The sequence below is a fragment of the Paraburkholderia ginsengiterrae genome (genome assembly GCF_001645125.1).
Lineage (GTDB): Bacteria > Pseudomonadota > Gammaproteobacteria > Burkholderiales > Burkholderiaceae > Paraburkholderia > Paraburkholderia ginsengiterrae.
Window position 1 is genome coordinate 236,632 of record NZ_LXKA01000349.1, and the last position, 16,173, is coordinate 252,804.

The following is a 16,173-nucleotide window of genomic DNA, read 5'->3' on the forward strand; positions in this document are numbered from 1 at the left end:
AATCAAGCAGATATCAGTGGTGGCTGTAGCTCAGTTGGTAGAGTCCAGGATTGTGATTCCTGTCGTCGTGGGTTCGAGTCCCATCAGCCACCCCAAAGAATTACGCAGTATCGAGCACGCAGTTTCAAGCAGTTAAGCGCCAAAAGCCGTTCCCGAATATGAATTTCGGAACGGCTTTTTTGTTTTCGGAAAATGCTTCGTCGAAGCAATCAGCCAGTCGCACTGGCGCCAGAACCAGAAAGGTTTGCGTCGTCGTCCATCGTGGCTGCGAGATAACCCTTCTTTCGCAAGACCGAAAGGATGTCGGCAACTTGTGCGTCTTCAAGCAGGCTGCGACCCGCACGCATGCGGCGGGCGTTCGTCGCGTCAATGGCGCGCTGCAAGTCAGAGGTCTCGGCGGCGATGAATACGGCCATGCCGTAGCCGTATCGCTCGGCGAGAGCGTAGTCGAAGAAGTATTTCATGCCCTCGTTTTCGGCAGGCGGCTCAAAAACTTTAAGGGGCGGGCCATTTCTGCCGCACGAATTAATCCGTGGCGCCGGCCGGTTCTCTCCCGACTCTCACTACTCACTATCGCGCTGCGGGGATATGCATCCGCACGGCGAATCAGCGCGTCACGGTTGACGCGCCGCGCGCCACCTCAATGACTACGCCCGCCACCGTGCATGCCGCCGCTGCTCCACGCGTTATTACCGCCGCCGCTGGCGCCGCTGCCGTCGTGAGACCCGCCGTATCCGCCGCCGTGCCAGCCGCCACTTCCGCCGTTACCGTGCCAGCCACCGTCGCCATGCCATCCATTGCCGCCATGCCACCCGTCGCCACCATGCCAGTGTCCGCCGTGGTAGCAGCAGCCACCGCCCCAGCCGCCGTAGATGCCGACGCTGCCGTACACCGGCGCATAGGGTGGCCCGTAGGCATAGCCGTAGTCAGGGTAGTAGGGCTGTGCGTAGCCGTAGTCATATCCCGGCGCGACCACGCATCCGGTAAGGCCGGCTACCACCGTCAACAGCGTCAAGGATGCAATGAGCCTGTTCACGATCGTCTCCTTCGCATAAGAGTGAGATAAATTCGCGAGCCCCGGAGTTCAGCCGCATTTGTGTCCGCAAATTACCGCTTGCAGGCGACATGCCGCGCCGACGCATCATGGCCGCTAAACGAACCCCTGACGGTGAAGCACTACAACAACCATTCCATCCCTTACCGGCTCACCGTGCTGTAACAGTTGGTTAAAGTTTCGAAACGCAACTGTAGGGTGGGCCTGTTAATTTGCCTTCAGACAAATACCCTTGAATTCAGGCCGCCGGCTGCGCCTCGCGCCCGTGCCCGGTCTGGACGCCAAGGCCGCACCCGCTCACTGTCAGGACCGCTTGATGCGAAGCCTGCAACATTCCAGCCGTCCATGAAGCACGATCCACAGCCGGCTACCGCAGCAGAATGGCGCGCGCAGGGCGAGGCCTGCGCCGCGCGCGGCGACCTCGAAACCGCGCTGCGGCATTTCGAAACCGCTCTCGCACTCGATCCCGCCGAGGCGCTCATTCACGAGCGCCTCGGCGCGACGCTCGCCGCGCTGAACCGTTTTCCCGAGGCCGTCGCCCGGTATCGGGAAGCGATCACGCTTAATCCGCTCAACACCGACTCGCATCACGGCCTCGGCTGGGCGCTCGAGCAGATGTACCGGCTCGAGCAGGCGGTCGAAGCGTATCGCGAGGCGACCCGCCTGAATCCGCAGGCCGACGGCTCGCACAACAACATGGGCAACTGCCTGCAGGCGCTCGGCCGCTTCGACGAATCGCACGACGCGTATCGCCGTGCCATCGAAGCCGCGCCGCAGGTGCCGGTGTACTACCGCAATTTCGTGCAATCCAAGCGCCTTACCGCCGACGACCCGGTGTTCCTCGCCGTGGAGCTCCTCGCCGGTAACGCCGCCGCGATGTCGCCGGCCAATCAGGCGGAGATCCACTTCGCGTATGGCCAGGCCTTATCCGATGTGGGCCGCAACGACGCGTCGTTCGATCACTTTCTGAAGGGCAACGCGTTGCACCGCGCCGGCGTGCGTTATAACGAAACGGAGTCGCTCGGCCTGTTCGCGCATCTGCCGGAACTGATGACGCCGGACATGCTGGCGGCGAAGCGCGGTCTGGGCGATCCGTCAGCGGCGCCGATTTTTATCGTCGGCATGCCGCGCTCGGGTTCGACCTTGATCGAACAGATACTGGCGAGTCATCCGCGGGTTTTTGGAGCGGGTGAACGCACGGAATTCAGCGAGGCGCTGGTGAGCTGCATCGGCCGTGATTTCGACGATCCGCTTCGAATCGATATCGAAGCATTGCCCGGCGTCGGCGCAGCGCAACTGCGCGCGCTCGGCGCCGACTATCTGCGTCGCATGCAGCTCGCGCTGCCGGACGCGCAATGCAAGGACGAGAACGAAGAACCCAATCCGGCGGCGCGCTTGACGCACTTCACCGACAAATATCCGTTCAACTTCATCAACGTCGGTCTGATTCATCTGGCACTGCCGAACGCTCGCTTCATTCATAGCAGGCGCTCGCCGTTGCAGACGTGCCTGTCGATTTTCTCGCGGATTTTCCACGACGTGCCGTTTGGCTACGACCTCGGCGAACTGGGCCGTTACTACCGGGCGTACGACGCGTTGATGGCGCACTGGCAGCGCGTGTTGCCGGAAGGCGTGATGATCGAGGTCAAGTATGAAGAGCTGGTCGGCGATTTCGAAAGCAACGTGCGGCGCCTCCTTGCGCATTGCGGGCTCGACTGGGACGAACGCTGCCTGTCGTTCCATCAGACCACGCGGCAGGTGAAAACGGCCAGTTCCGCCCAGGTGCGCCGTCCGCTTTACAAGACCTCGCTGCAACGCTGGCAGCCGCGGCAGGCATTGCTTCAGCCGTTGCTGGACGCGCTAGGGCCGGAACTGGTTTCGACGGATCGCGCGGATGCTCACAACCAGGGCGGCGCCGTTGACGAAGCCACCGCAAGCCGCGCGGAGCGTCAATCATGAGCGCGTCCCGCGGCGCCGTGATCTGGATGACGGGACTTTCCGGCGCGGGTAAATCGACCGTGGCCAACGCGTTGCATCGGCGCCTGACGGAAGCGGGGCATGCCGCGGTCGTGCTCGACGGCGACGTGCTGCGGCGCGGACTGAACGCGGACCTCGGCTTCACGTGCGAGGATCGCACTGAAAACCTGCGGCGGATCGCACACGTCGCGGCGCTCTTCATGCAACAAGGCTTCATTGCGATTGCGGCGGTGATTTCGCCGGAGCATCGGCATCGGCGCGCCGCGCGCGAAATCGTCGGCGAAGGATTCGTCGAGGTATTCGTGGATGCTCCTTTGGAGATCTGCGACGCGCGTGACGCCAAAGGGCTCTACGTGCGTGCGCGTCGCGGTGAGATCCCGGATTTCACGGGCATTTCCGGACCGTACGAAACACCGCTCGCGCCCGATGTCGTGGTCCAAACCGCACGCACGTCCGTTGACGAAGCGGTGGATAGCCTGCTCGCGCATCTGGCCGCGATGGGGCGCCTCGGAGAATAGCTGGGCTTGGCTCGGCACGCTCCGAGCGCGCAGCTTGCCGGCTCGTCAATTCTGCGTTGCGTCAGTGCAGCAAACTCGCCGAATGGTGCAACACCGGGTACACGCCGATGATGAACGCCGCGTAAATCGCGGCCATCGTCACGCCGGCGGCCGTGCCCCAGATGTCGCGCGATGCCGCGCCTTGGCGGAAATAGACAGGCAGGCCGACGGCCAGGTAGCCGATCAGGAAGAACGCGATGACCGCACGCACCGGCGACAGATCGTGGCCGATAAATTCGAATAGCGCGGACCAGCTGAATTCAGGCATGGAAGGGCGGGCAACAGGAAATGCGGACGTGTGCGCGGGCTATGAACATGGCGCGCAAACTGACGGGAATTCAAGGTCTTCAGGACTGCAAGGGGCAAGCACAACACCGTGTGAAATTGTACTGCCCCGGACTGCGTCTGCGCTGCCTGAACGGTAATTTTTAACCGGCTTTGCAACACGTCATTCCGCTTTCATCACGCGGCGATCAACGCTTTCGCAAAGGCTCGAGCAGCGACTTCAAACCGTTGTGATCGATCTCGTGCATCAAGGCGAGCAGCCGGCCGATTTCACCCGGCGGAAAGCCTTCGCGAGCAAACCAGTTTAGATAATTGCCGGGCAGGTCAGCAATCAGGCGGCCTTTATATTTTCCGTAAGGCATGACCTGCGTGACCAGCATCTGGAGGTGTTCGGGATTCATCGCAAGGAAGGCGGCGCGGGGAAACGTTGCACGCGAAATGATGATCGTGCTCGCTGGATTTGCATTGTAGCCTGCACTGCAGGCATCGCGCGGGCGTGGTAACGTCGCCGCTTTCCGGTCACACAATCAACAGGACAAAGTAAATGGAATACCGCAGGCTCGGCGACTCCAACGTGCAGGTCAGCCTGATTGGTCTCGGCACCATGACGTGGGGTGAGCAGAACACGGAGCAGGAAGCGCACGCGCAGATCGATTACGCACTCGATCACGGCGTCAACCTGATCGATGCCGCCGAAATGTACCCGGTGCCGCCGCGTCCCGAGACGCAAGGTTCGACCGAGCGCTTCATCGGCACGTGGCTCGCGCGGCACCGCGGCGCGCGCGAGAAAATCGTGCTGGCTACCAAGATCGCCGGCCCGGCACGTCAACCGCATAACCCGCGCCATATTCGTGGCGCAGAAAATCAGTTCGACCGCAAGAATCTCACCGAAGCGCTTAACGACAGTCTGACGCGCTTGCAAACCGAGTACGTCGATCTGTATCAGTTGCACTGGCCGGATCGCAGCACGATGACGTTCGGCCGTCCCGCGTACCCGTGGGTCGATGATGATTACACGGTGCCGATCGAAGAGACGCTGTCGGTGCTCGCCGAATTCGTCAAGGCAGGCAAGGTGCGTCATATCGGCGTGTCGAACGAAACGCCGTGGGGTGTCGCGCAGTTTTTGCGTGCCGCCGAAAAGCTCGGCTTGCCGCGCATCGTCAGTATCCAGAACCCGTACAGCCTGCTGAATCGTACGTATGAAGCGGGTCTGTCCGAGTACGCGCATCGCGACAATATCGGCTTGCTGGCGTATTCGCCGCTGGCCTTCGGCTGGCTCTCGGGCAAGTACGAAGGCGGCGCGCGTCCGGCCGGCGCCCGCATTTCGCTGTTCGAGCGGTTTCAGCGCTACAGCAAGCCGCAAGCGGTCCAGTCGACCACGCGATACGTGGAACTGGCCCGGCGCCATGGTTTGTCGCCCGCGCAATTCGCGCTGGCTTTCGTGAACAGCCGGCCGTTTGTGACCAGCAATCTGATCGGCGCGACGTCGCTCGATCAGTTGAAGGAAAACATCGCCAGCGCAGAGGTGAAACTCTCGCCCGAGATGCTCGCGGAAATCGATGCACTGCATGAACTGCAGCCGAATCCGGCGCCTTGATGCGTGAGCGTCGGGCGCGGGGTTCGACGCTGGATCGAATCAGACTTCAGATTGCCCCGGCTTGGTGGCCGGGGCGGCTGCATGGTGGCGGAGTTTGCCTTGGCCGTTGCGCGGCCATCGACCCCGCCAGACCTGTCACGCACGCTCAGCGAATCTTCAATTTCCCACGCACGGCGTACAGCGCCAGCAGGCTCGCCACGGCGCAGAGCATCAGATAGAAGCCGGGCGCGAGCTTGTTGCCGCTGGCATCGATCAGCCAGGTGATCACGAACGGCGCAAAGCCGCCGAACACCGTGACGCCAACGTTGTAGCTCACCGACAGACCGGTTGCCCGCGTCTGCGTCGGGAAAATCTCCGACATCAGGGCGGGCAGCGCGCCGAAATACGCCGCCTTCAATACGCCGATCCAGATCAGTGCGAGCAGCATGGTCGCGAACGACGGATGCGCGTTCATGTACATGAACGCCGGATACACCGTCACCAGCATCAGGCCGGCGGCCGTCGCCATGATGCGGATGCGTCCGAGGCTGTCGGAGAGGTGGCCTGCGAACGGCGTCAGCACGGTCAGCACGACGCCCGTGGCGAGGGTGGCCGCGAAGCCGGTCGAGGCGGGCAGGTGCAGCTGCTTTATCGCGTAGGTCGGCATGTACAGGATCATGTAGTTGGCCGCCGTCGAAATGATCAGCGAGCCGACCGCGAGCAGCATGCGGACTTTCTGCGTGCCGAACAGATCGCGCAGGGGCGTGCGGGCTTTTGGCTCCGTTTTGAACTCGGCTCCTTCGTCCACGTAGCGGCGAATATAGAAACCGACCGGACCGATGGCGAGGCCGAAGAAAAACGGCACGCGCCATCCCCATGATTCGAGTTGCGCGGCCGTGAGCTGGCTCGTCAGCAGTGCGCCGAAACCGGAAGCGAGCAGCGTGGCGAGGCCCTGGCTTGCGAATTGCCAGCTGCCCATGAAGCCGCGCCGCTCAGGCGCATGTTCGACCAGAAACGCCGTGGATGCGCCGAACTCCCCGCCCGCCGAAAAGCCTTGCACGAGCCGCGAGAGCAGGATGCCCGCGGGCGCCCACAGGCCGATCGCCGCATAAGGCGGCATTACGGCGATCGTCAGCGTGCCGACCATCATCAGCGCGATCGACAGCAGCAGCGACGCCTTGCGTCCGGCGCGATCCGCGAGCGATCCCAGCATGAGTCCGCCGAGCGGGCGGATCAGGTATGAGATGCCGAAGGTGCCCAGCGTGAGCATCAGCGAAATCGCTTCCGTGCTCGCCGGAAAGAACAGTTTCGCGATCGTCACGGCGAAGAATCCGTAGACGACGAGGTCGAACCATTCGAGCGCATTGCCGATCGACGCCGCGAGAATGATGCGATGAACCTTCGCGGCGGACGGCCGCGCGGCGCTGGCTTGCAGTGTTGACGTGCTCATCGTGGGCGTGCCTTGTGACGGATAGGGGCGCGCCGGGCCCGATCGCTTGAATGGGTCCGGGTTACGCTCGGGTTGCGCTGAGGTTGCGGGCGGGTTCGGCTCAGACTACGGCGGTGCGTGCTGCGGTGCGTCCGGTCGCGCGTGGCGAGTTCTCGGCGAGATCCCAGAAGAGCCCCGCCATGATCTGCAGACCCTCGCGCACGACCGGTCCGAGCAGGTGTTCGTTCGGCGCGTGCTGCGAACAGGCCGGGTATGAGTGCGGCACCCAGATGGTCGGCAGGCCGAGCGTGTCGGCGAATACTTCGTTGGGCAGCGTGCCGCCCAGGTTCGGCAGCACGGCGGTTTTCTTGCCGGTGGTATGTTCGAGCGAGGCAATGGCCCACGTGACCCACGGATCGTCCGGGTTCAGACGGGTGGCGGGCGCACCGCGCTCAACGTCGATCTGCACGAGCGAAAAACCGTGCGTGTCAAGATGCGTGCGCAGATGCTTTTCAACGTTGTCCCAATCGGTCCCGACCACGAAGCGCAACTGGCAATGCGCGAACGCCGTCGACGGAATCGCATTGACCGGGTTCTCCGGATTGCCGGCCTTGAAGGCCAGAATTTCGAAGCTGTTCCAGCCGAACACGCGTTCGGGTGCGCTCAGGCCAGGTTCGCCCCAGTTCTCGTCCACTTCCGGATCGCCGGGGCCGCCACCCACCGTGATATCCGCCAGAGCACGACGCACCGCCTCGGGAATCGACGGCGGGCGCAAGCCGTCGACGGCGATCACGCCGCGCGCATCGACGAGGCTCGCCAGCGCGTTCGCCAGCACCGTGGCCGGATTGCGCAGCAGACCACCCCAATTGCCCGAATGATGCGCGCCGTCGCGCAGATTCAGCGAAAGCTTGAAGTTCACCGAGCCGCGCGAGCCGAGAAACACCGTGGGACGGCGCGCGGCGAGGCGCGGGCCGTCGGAGGCGATCAGCACGTCGGCGGCCAGCTCTTCCCGGTGCACGCGGCAGATCGCGTCGAGCCCGGGCGAGCCGGTTTCCTCGCCCATCTCGATCAGCAGTTTCGCGTTGAAGCCGAGCTTGCCGCCGCGCGCGGCCAGCACGCTCGCCAGCGCGGCCAGATTGATGGTGTGCTGGCCTTTGTTGTCGGCGGTGCCGCGGCCGAACCAGCGCTCGCCCTCAATCGTCACGGCCCACGGCGTGAGCGGCGCGCGCCACTGGCTGTCATAACCGCGCACGACGTCGCCGTGACCATAGATCAGCACGGTGGGCAGATCGTCGCCCTCGTGACGGTGCGCGATCAGGAAGGGGCCCAAGCCGTCCACCGGGTTATCGACGATACGCGTGCTGAAACCGAGGCCAGTGACCTCCGGCGTGATTTCGTCGGTCAGATACGACAGCAGCGTGGCGGCGCGGTCGCTCTCCTGGCTTTCCGTGCGAAACCCGACGCGGCGGTTGAGGGTCTCGAGAAAGGCGCCGGATTCGAAATGGTGGGTCGCGTGCTCGATGGCCTGGGTACGGCTCATGTGTGTCTCCAATGCGGGGCGGAATGCGGGGTGCGTGGTCCGGTATTCGACTTCGACCGGTCACGGCCTCATGCTTTGAACCGATTCTAGGAGGCCGTTTTTTTTGTCACAATGATCGTCTTTCGAAGCTTGCGTTGCCGAAAAGGCAAAGCTCGCCGCGCGCGTCCAAGTGGCGGGAGCGGCTTGCCTGCCGTCGGGCATCGTTCAGACAGGACCCCCCATGGCACTTTCGCTGCATGGCATCGCTTTGCGCTATTTCGTCGAAGTCGCGCGCACCGGCTCGATCAGCGACGCGTCCGCGCGGCTGCACGTCGCCGTGTCGGCTATCAGCCGGCAGGTTGCGCGGCTCGAAAGCGAGCTCGGCGTGGCGCTGTTCGAACGGCGCCCGCGCGGCATGGCGCTTTCAGAGGCCGGCGAACGGCTGCTTGCCTACGCGCAGCGCAGCCTGCTCGAGGCGGAGCATGTGATGAAAGAGATCGGCGGCCTCGAGACCTTGCATGGCAGCATGATCAAGGTCGTGAGTTCCGAAGGCTTCGCCGCCGACTTTCTGCCTGCCGCAATGGCGGCGTTCCGCATCCTGTATCCGGGCATCGACTTCACGCTCTCCGTGATGTCGCCAGGCGCGGCGACCCGCCAGGTGCGCGACGGCGACGCCGATCTCGCGTTGACGTTCAGCCTCGCGCCGGAGAAGGGCGTCAAGGTCGAGCATACCGAGCGCGCGCCGGTGCTGGCGCTGCTGCGCGCGGATCACCCGCTGGCGGCGCGCGCAAAGGTGTCGCTGGCGGACTTGCAGCGCTATCCGCTGGTGCTGCCCGAGCCCGGCACCACGATTCGCCAGTTGATCGACATTACCTGCGTGCTCGAGGGCATCCTGCTCGAACCCGAGCTGACCTGCAACAACAGCGGCGCGATGTACCGTTACGCGCAGAAGTCCGGTGCCATCATGTTCACCGGCCTGCTGTCGGTGCGTGACCGTTACGCCGGCGACGGCTTTGTCGTCGTGCCGCTGACTCATCCGCAGATGCGCCAGCGCAGCATTCAGGTGCAGACCATGGCGGGACGCGAACTGCCGCCCTCCGTGCGAGCGTTCCGGGACTTTCTGATCGCGGAGATGGCGGGGACGAAGCCGGCGGGTGGCGGCGCTCCGGCGACGGCGCGAAAGCGAGTCAGCCGCAATCCGGGCGCGGCCGGCTGAAAGGCAAATGTCTCTGCTGGAACACGAATCACGACCTAAACTGTGGTGGACGGGGTGGGGCATGGGAAGTCGCCGAACGGGAGGCAAGGAAGTCCCGTTCGAGGACAGCGGTGGTACGATTCAGCCCCAAAAAACGGAGCGTGGCGCGCCCGATACGGCGTGCCGTCTACAACAGAGCGATAGGACTCAGGACATCGAATGGCGCAACAAAAAACCAACCCAAAACTCGAGCAGGCGCTGACGCGCGGGGATCTGGCAATCCGTCAGGCCAATTCGGCGCGGGCGACAGCGTTGCTGCGCGCGTTGGCCAAGATGATCGTGGAGGCATCGGCCACGATCGGCGTGGAAGCCTTCACGCTGATTCCTGACGGCGACAAGATCTACGATCCGGCCGATGGGTTGTGGCCGCAGGAATTGCAGATCTCGCTCGACGGTCCCGTCGAAGAAGCCGATCCGGATGAAGTTCGCACGGTGCGCCTGCTCGCCGACGATCCGGGCACGGTGTTCCGGGTTCAATGGCAGCGCGCCGATGGAAAGATCGGCCGTCAGGATGGCGGGCCGTTCGCGACGGTGGCGTTCATTTCCGACGTCGACATTCCCTGGACGGATGACGAAGACTAAGCCGTTTGACGCGAGCGAGGCGCCGATCTCGCCCATGCGCTGACCGGCGCCTGCAGCGGCCGGCGGCCGGCGGCCGCGTTCTATTTCATCATCCGGCGGCGGAACAGAATGGCCGACACGATAAACCCGCCCACCGCATAAGCCGCCAGTACGGCCACGTGCACGGATGCATTGTCGAGCGGCCGCCCCAGCATGGCCGGGCGCATCAGATCGACGGCATGCGCGAGAGGCAGCACATCGGCCGCGCCCCGCGCGGCAGCGGGCAGCTGTGAAACCGGGAAGAACACGCCGGAGAGCAGCAGCATCGGCGTCAATACCAGCGTCTGGTAGAACATGAAGAAGTCGTACGAAGGCGCGAGCGCCGTGACCACCATGGCGATACTCGCGAACGCGAGCCCGGCCAGGATGATGGCGGGTAAGGCCAGCAGCATCGACGGGAAATTCGCATAACCCATGGCGCCGGCCACGAGCATGATCGCGGCCCCGGAGAGCATCGCCTTGCTGGCCGCCCAGATTACCTCGCCAAGCACAATGTCGCCGAGCGTCAGCGGCGTGTGCATGATCGCTTCCCAGGTGCGCTGCACATGCATGCGCGAGAAGCCTGAATACATCGACTCGAAGCTCGCCGACATCATCACGCTGGAAGCCACGGTGCCGGCCGCGAGAAACGCGATATACGAAACGCCGTCGACATACCCGACCATCAGCCCGAGACCGAAGCCAAGGCCAAACAGGTAGATCATCGGGTCCGCAAGATTGCCGAACATCGACGCGACCGCGAGTTTTTTCCACACCAGATAGTTGCGGCGCCACACGGCGATCCAGTTGGTCGCGTTCGCGGGAAAGGCGCCGAAGGGCTCCTGTTTCGATGGCGTGTCGCCAGGCGTTTCGTAAGTACGTGCGTCCATTGCGTGTCTCGTGTGGTGTGCCCTATGACACATCCTCTTGGGGCGTCTCCCCAAGGGGCGGCGCTCTCGTTGTCGCGGTGTAGCGTGCTTTAGTCCTGCATCTCGCGGCCGGTGAGTCGCAGGAACACATCTTCCAGATTCGCCGGCCGGTGCAGATAGCGCAGGTCAGAGCGCTGTTTGAGCCGTGCATGCACCGGTTGCGCGTCGTTCACGTAGCAGAACAGCGTCTCGCCGCTGATCTCGGAGCGCTCGACCAGCGGCGCGAGTTCATCGCGCAGCGCGACCGGATCGGGGCCAAAGATCTCGATTACGTCGCAGCCGATCTCGGAGGCGATCAACGCGCTCGGTGCGCCTTCGGCGATTTTGCGCCCTTCCTCGATCACGCACAGCCGGTGACACAAGCGCTCGGCTTCTTCCATGAAGTGGGTGGTGAGCAGAATGGTTTTGCCGCGTGCCAGCAGCGAGCGCAGCCGCTCCCAGATCAGATGCCGCGCCTGCGGATCGAGGCCGGTCGTCGGCTCGTCCATGATCAGCACGTCAGGATCGTTGACGAGCGCGCGGGCCAGGGTGAGGCGCCGCTTCATGCCGCCGGACAGTTCGCTCACGCGCGCATCCGCCTTGCTTTCGAGACGCGCGAATTCGAGCAGCGATGGCACCATCGCGCGGCATTGCGCGGCACTCAAACCGAAGTAGCGGCCGAACACCAGCAGGTTTTCGCGCACCGTGAAGTCGGGATCGAGATTGTCGAACTGAGGGACCACGCCGACGCGCGCCCGCGCCACCCGCGCGCGGCCGGGAATCGGCTCGCCGCACAGGCGGATCGAGCCGGCATCCGGCGCGGCGATGCCGAGCAGCATGCGCAGCGTGGTGGTCTTGCCGGCGCCGTTCGGGCCGAGCAGGCCAAAGCATTCACCGGTGTTGACGTGAAACGACAGTCCGTCGACGACCGCTCTATCGCCGTAGTTCTTTCTGACCTGGTGAAATTCGATGGCGGCTTCAGACATGGTTCGATCGAGACTCCGGAAAAGACGCAAATGACGCTAACGGCCGGGAAGGCCGCTTATTTTATGGCATCGGCGGGCGCGGCGTTGGGCCGTGACCCACGGTCGGGAGGCCCTTTCTTGCACTGCCGCATTGGTTCGTGAACCACCCGAACCTCGCATGCATCGGTTTGGGGCGCACTTAGCGTTTTCCATCCCTTGCAAGCTGAATTGCGGCGCACCATGATTCATTCAGAGCGCGCGTTCCGCGCGAAGGGAGAAAAATCATGGCGAGCTACCAAAAAATCCTCTTGTGCTACGACGGCTCGCGCGAAGGCCGCAAAGCGTTACGTTGCGGCGCCGACCTGGCGTTGGACCTGAAGGCCGAAACGCATCTTCTGTCGGTGGTCGATATGCGTTCGAGCATTGCTCAAAGCGCGGGCCTGCTCACCGACGTGGCTTGCGGCAGTTTCGAGAAGACCGCCCGCGACATCCTGCAGGAAGGCGTGGACTGGCTCACCGAACGAGGCGTCAACGCGCAAGGGCATTTCGCGTTCGGCCATCCGATCGACGAGATCGCCAACCTCGCCAATCAGCTGAATGTGGACCTCGTCGTGGTCGGCCACCGCTGCCGCACCGGTTTGTCGCGCTGGTGGATGGGCGCGGGCAATACGCCATTGCTGGACCGGGTGTCGTGCAGCATTCTGGTGGCCTGTTCTTCCGCGCAGGAACAGCAGCAAGCGGCAGCGGCTTGATGCAGCGCTGCGGGACGCGCATTGATCCCGCCGGCCGTTGCTAACTGAAAATCGCAGGCAATTACTCGTTCAGATTGATGGCGGCCAGCTTCCACGTGAACAAGCCTTCACGCTGGAAAATCGCCGAGTAACGTGCGTCGCCGGCGCCATGCTGGTACGTGACGGCGAACTCGTTGAGGCCGCGATAGCCGGCCGTGGTTTGCGGCGGTTGCGGCGGCGCGGTGTTGGTGGCCGGCTGGGTGGCCGACTCCGCAGCGGCGCCCGGCGCGGGTGCAGCGGGGGCCGCGGCGGCGTCAGGCGGATTGTTCACGGCAGGCGGGGCCGGCGGCCGTTCACCTGGGTCGCCACGCGGCGGCATGCCATTCAGCAAGGCCGCGACGCCGTCCGGCGTTGCGTAAGCGTCCACGAGCGGGCCGATCAACGCCACACCGATCATCGCGCCGAGCGCGGCCAATGGATTGCCATTGCTGTGCTCGCCGAGCCGGCGTTCCAGCAGGCCGGTGACCTGTTGCCTCAGGCTCACGCGTAACGCGGGAAAGTCGACGTACTGGTTGACGGTCTGCGCATCGCGCGCATCGGCTGCGCGTTTGAGGTTGTTCAGCGCGATGTATGGCGTCGCATAAGCAAAGCCCAACGCGGCGATTACCACAGTCGCCAGCAGCGTGATGATCAATGGACGGGTCGCGCTGCCCTTGGTACGTGTTGGAACTGCCATTGCTTGAGATTCTCCGTCAGGTGTGATCTAACGTGGACCGCGGCCACGCGAAAACGATCCCACGCGATTTCATCTCGCCGCCCATTTCTGGCTCTTCACGACTCGAACACCGCGCCGTGCAGATTGGCTTCGTCGGCGATGCAGCGGTCGATCATGCGGCATACCGCGTCCACCGTGCCGACCATGATCAAACGCGATGGCCCGTGATAGACCCGCACCGGGGCGCGACGCGCCGGCTCGGCCGTGTTCAAACCCGAATTCAACGACACGCGGGCAAACGCGGGCAACGACGACGGCAGGCTCGACAACCCGGGTGCGGGCGAGTCGAACAGCGACGGCGTGCTCAGCGTGGACGCCTCGATCGACGAGCAGGGCACCAGCTTGCGAAGATGGCGCAGACGTCCGAACTGGCGAAAGGGCAGCAGGCGGGCAAGACGTTCCATGAGACTCTCCAGACGATGCAACGTTGGTGCGGCGTTGGCGCGGCGTTTTACTTCGTTGTTTGATTCCGTAGAACGGGCGGGCAGGCCGGTTAGAACTCGCCCGGACGGATCAGCCCCACGGCGATCCCTTCAAGCGCGAATTCCGCACTGCCTGTTTCGACGAAGATGTTTTCGTAATCGGGGTTCTCGGCGATCAGCTCGAGACCGTTCGGCCGGCGCTTCAGGCGCTTGACCGTGACGTCGTCGCCCAGCCGGGCAATGATGATCTGGCCGTCTTTGGCCTCGCTGCGCTTTTGCACCGCGAGCAGATCGCCGTCGAAGATGCCCGCGTCGCGCATGGACAGCCCGCGCACCTTCAGCAGGTAATCGGGCTTGCTCGAGAACAGCGCCGGGTCGCACGCGTAGTGCTGGGAAATGTGTTCCTGCGCGAGGATCGGACTACCTGCCGCCACCCGGCCGATCAGCGGCAGAGACAGCTGCATGATGCTGGCATGCGGCAGCGTGAACTGGTGCGGCAACTCGTCCGGGCCGGCCAGCAGGCGGATGCCGCGCGACGCGCCGGCCGCGAGTTCGATCACGCCCTTGCGCGCGAGGGCGCGCAGATGTTCTTCTGCCGAGTTGGCCGAGCTGAAGCCCAGCTCGGCGGCGATTTCCGCGCGAGTGGGCGGAAAACCGGTGCGTTCGATCGCCCGGCGGATCAGATCGAAAACCTGCTGCTGTCGTGCGGTGAGTTTGGTCATAGCGCCACTGTATGTATGAACAGGTGACTGTATTTTTATACAGTATTCGGCGCAATTCAAGCTTTACTTTAAGTTCGGGGTCTCGGGTGGCGCTCCAGCGACGCCAGGCGGCGTCGTAACAGCCGTTTTCGTGCCGCAACGCCTTATCCAGCTGTCATTACCACTTTTGCGTATTAAAAAATGAAGAAACATTATTTTTAATGATGAAAGCCGTTCGATAGACTGGCCTCCGGGTTGGCGCTCATGTGCACGTGACCGCGACGCAAAACAACATCACACGCTGTTTTCAGCGCACTACAACGCGGAGAAAGTTGACATGACTCATCAAGGCACGGGGCTCGCAGGTCGGACCAGGCAACTCATCGCGGCGCTCGCATTGGGCGCAGTAAGTACACTGGGCACGCTCGGCATGGTGGCGCAGGCGCACGCCGCCGACACGACGCTGCTGAATGTGTCCTACGACCCGACGCGGGAGCTGTATCAGGACGTCAACCAGGCATTCGGCAAGGAATGGAAGGCGAAGACCGGCGAGACCATCACCTTTAAGCAGTCGCACGGCGGCTCGGGCGCCCAGGCGCGTTCGGTGCTGGATGGGCTGCAGGCCGACGTCGTGACGCTCGCGCTTGCTTACGACATCGACGCGCTCGCTAACAAGGGGCTGCTGGACAAAGGCTGGCAGAAGCGTTTGCCGGATAACGCGTCGCCCTACACATCGACGATCGTGTTTCTGGTGCGCAAGGGCAATCCGAAGCACATCAAGGATTGGGACGATCTGATCAAGCCGGGTGTGTCGATCGTCACGCCGAATCCGAAGACCTCGGGCGGCGCGCGCTGGAACTACCTCGCGGCCTGGGCGTATGCCGAACATCAGCCGGGCGGCAACGATCAGAAGGCGAAGGAATTCGTCAGCAAGCTCTACAAGAATGCAGGCGTGCTGGATTCGGGCGCGCGCGGCGCGACCACTAGCTTCGTCCAACGCGGCATCGGCGATGTGCTGATTGCGTGGGAGAACGAAGCATTTCTGTCGCTGAAGGAGTTTGGCCCGGAGAAGTTTGAAATCGTCGTGCCGTCGGTGAGCATTCTGGCCGAGCCGCCGGTCGCGGTGGTGGACAAGGTGGTCGACAAGCACGGCACGCGCAAGCTGGCGGAAGCGTATCTGAACTTTCTGTATAGCGAGGAGGGCCAGGAGATTGCCGCGAAGAACTTCTACCGTCCGCGTTCGAACAAGGTGCCGGCCGAGCTGACTGCGAAGTTTCCGAAGCTGAAGCTCTACACGGTCGACGATTCGTTCGGCGGCTGGACCAACGCGCAGAAAACCCACTTTGCCGACGGCGGCGTGTTCGATTCGATCTATCAGCCGCAGTAAGGCGGCCGTTGCCTGACCTGAAAGAGTGACCC

Annotated in this window: 18 protein-coding genes and 1 tRNA gene; 8 read left to right on the forward strand and 11 right to left on the reverse strand. The window is 63.5% G+C overall.

The genetic code is table 11. From position 1 onward, the window contains the following. Positions 1–19: 19 nt before the first annotated feature. Positions 20–95 (forward strand) — tRNA-His (locus A6V37_RS31130). Between the two features lie 114 nt (positions 96–209). Here the strand turns inward: A6V37_RS31130 and A6V37_RS31135 are convergent. Both A6V37_RS31135 and A6V37_RS31140 read right to left on the reverse strand, forming a co-directional pair. Continuing rightward, a complete protein-coding gene (locus tag A6V37_RS31135) occupies positions 210–464 on the reverse strand; it encodes a hypothetical protein (protein WP_064269854.1) in 255 nt (84 codons plus the stop codon). A gap of 176 nt (positions 465–640) precedes the next feature. Further along, positions 641–1,036 (reverse strand): hypothetical protein, encoded by a 396-nt coding sequence (locus A6V37_RS31140; protein ID WP_064269855.1) that lies wholly within the window; start codon positions 1,034–1,036, stop codon positions 641–643. A gap of 363 nt (positions 1,037–1,399) precedes the next feature. On the opposite strand from A6V37_RS31140, the gene A6V37_RS31145 reads away from it, so the two are divergent. Both A6V37_RS31145 and cysC read left to right on the forward strand, forming a co-directional pair. Continuing rightward, complete coding sequence (locus tag A6V37_RS31145) at positions 1,400–3,013, forward strand: tetratricopeptide repeat-containing sulfotransferase family protein (protein WP_064269856.1); 1,614 nt, start codon at positions 1,400–1,402, stop codon at positions 3,011–3,013. Beyond that, a complete protein-coding gene (gene cysC / locus A6V37_RS31150; protein WP_064269857.1) occupies positions 3,010–3,549 on the forward strand; it encodes an adenylyl-sulfate kinase in 540 nt (179 codons plus the stop codon). Before A6V37_RS31145 ends, cysC begins: the two co-directional genes overlap by 4 nt. 61 nt (positions 3,550–3,610) lie before the next feature. Here the strand turns inward: cysC and A6V37_RS31155 are convergent, their stop codons facing one another. Next, positions 3,611–3,856, reverse strand: coding sequence for a hypothetical protein (locus A6V37_RS31155; protein ID WP_064269858.1), 246 nt, complete (start codon positions 3,854–3,856; stop codon positions 3,611–3,613). Positions 3,857–4,061: 205 nt separating this feature from the next. Next, positions 4,062–4,274 (reverse strand): DUF3820 family protein, encoded by a 213-nt coding sequence (locus tag A6V37_RS31160; protein WP_064269859.1) that lies wholly within the window; start codon positions 4,272–4,274, stop codon positions 4,062–4,064. Positions 4,275–4,417: 143 nt separating this feature from the next. Here A6V37_RS31160 and A6V37_RS31165 point away from each other — a divergent pair, with 143 nt between their 5' ends. Continuing rightward, positions 4,418–5,470, forward strand: coding sequence for an NADP(H)-dependent aldo-keto reductase (locus A6V37_RS31165; protein ID WP_064269860.1), 1,053 nt, complete (start codon positions 4,418–4,420; stop codon positions 5,468–5,470). Positions 5,471–5,615: 145 nt separating this feature from the next. On the opposite strand, the gene A6V37_RS31170 is transcribed toward A6V37_RS31165, so the two are convergent. Together A6V37_RS31170 and A6V37_RS31175 are read right to left on the reverse strand one after the other, a co-directional pair. After that, positions 5,616–6,899, reverse strand: a complete 1,284-nt coding sequence (locus tag A6V37_RS31170) for an MFS transporter (protein WP_064269861.1) — start codon at positions 6,897–6,899, stop codon at positions 5,616–5,618. Positions 6,900–6,999: 100 nt separating this feature from the next. Next, positions 7,000–8,418, reverse strand: coding sequence for a M20 family metallopeptidase (locus A6V37_RS31175; RefSeq protein ID WP_064269862.1), 1,419 nt, complete (start codon positions 8,416–8,418; stop codon positions 7,000–7,002). A 220-nt stretch (positions 8,419–8,638) separates the two neighbouring features. Between A6V37_RS31175 and A6V37_RS31180 the strand changes: the two genes are divergently transcribed. Further along, positions 8,639–9,613 (forward strand): LysR family transcriptional regulator, encoded by a 975-nt coding sequence (locus A6V37_RS31180; protein WP_064286688.1) that lies wholly within the window; start codon positions 8,639–8,641, stop codon positions 9,611–9,613. Between the two features lie 198 nt (positions 9,614–9,811). Further along, a complete protein-coding gene (locus A6V37_RS31185) occupies positions 9,812–10,234 on the forward strand; it encodes a hypothetical protein (protein WP_064269864.1) in 423 nt (140 codons plus the stop codon). 80 nt (positions 10,235–10,314) lie between these two features. Here A6V37_RS31185 and A6V37_RS31190 read toward each other — a convergent pair whose 3' ends face one another. Then, positions 10,315–11,142: an ABC transporter permease gene (locus tag A6V37_RS31190; protein ID WP_064269865.1), complete on the reverse strand. Its 828-nt coding sequence runs from the start codon at positions 11,140–11,142 to the stop codon at positions 10,315–10,317. An 89-nt stretch (positions 11,143–11,231) separates the two neighbouring features. Next, positions 11,232–12,146 carry a nodulation factor ABC transporter ATP-binding protein NodI gene (gene nodI, locus A6V37_RS31195; protein ID WP_064269866.1) on the reverse strand — a complete coding sequence of 305 codons (915 nt, stop codon included), beginning with the start codon at positions 12,144–12,146 and terminating at the stop codon, positions 11,232–11,234. Between the two features lie 263 nt (positions 12,147–12,409). Here nodI and A6V37_RS31200 point away from each other — a divergent pair, with 263 nt between their 5' ends. Beyond that, a complete protein-coding gene (locus A6V37_RS31200; protein ID WP_064269867.1) occupies positions 12,410–12,877 on the forward strand; it encodes a universal stress protein in 468 nt (155 codons plus the stop codon). 61 nt (positions 12,878–12,938) lie between these two features. On the opposite strand, the gene A6V37_RS31205 is transcribed toward A6V37_RS31200, so the two are convergent. The 3 genes from A6V37_RS31205 to lexA form a co-directional block, all read right to left on the reverse strand. Next, on the reverse strand, positions 12,939–13,592 hold the full coding sequence (locus A6V37_RS31205; RefSeq protein ID WP_064269868.1) for a DUF2939 domain-containing protein: 654 nt from the start codon (positions 13,590–13,592) through the stop codon (positions 12,939–12,941). A gap of 95 nt (positions 13,593–13,687) precedes the next feature. Further along, entirely contained in the window at positions 13,688–14,035 is a 348-nt protein-coding gene (locus A6V37_RS31210) for a hypothetical protein (RefSeq protein WP_064269869.1), read from the reverse strand. An 89-nt stretch (positions 14,036–14,124) separates the two neighbouring features. After that, a complete protein-coding gene (gene lexA / locus A6V37_RS31215; protein WP_064269870.1) occupies positions 14,125–14,775 on the reverse strand; it encodes a transcriptional repressor LexA in 651 nt (216 codons plus the stop codon). 316 nt (positions 14,776–15,091) lie between these two features. On the opposite strand from lexA, the gene A6V37_RS31220 reads away from it, so the two are divergent. Then, a complete protein-coding gene (locus tag A6V37_RS31220; RefSeq protein WP_064269871.1) occupies positions 15,092–16,141 on the forward strand; it encodes a sulfate ABC transporter substrate-binding protein in 1,050 nt (349 codons plus the stop codon). Positions 16,142–16,173 lie beyond the last annotated feature (32 nt).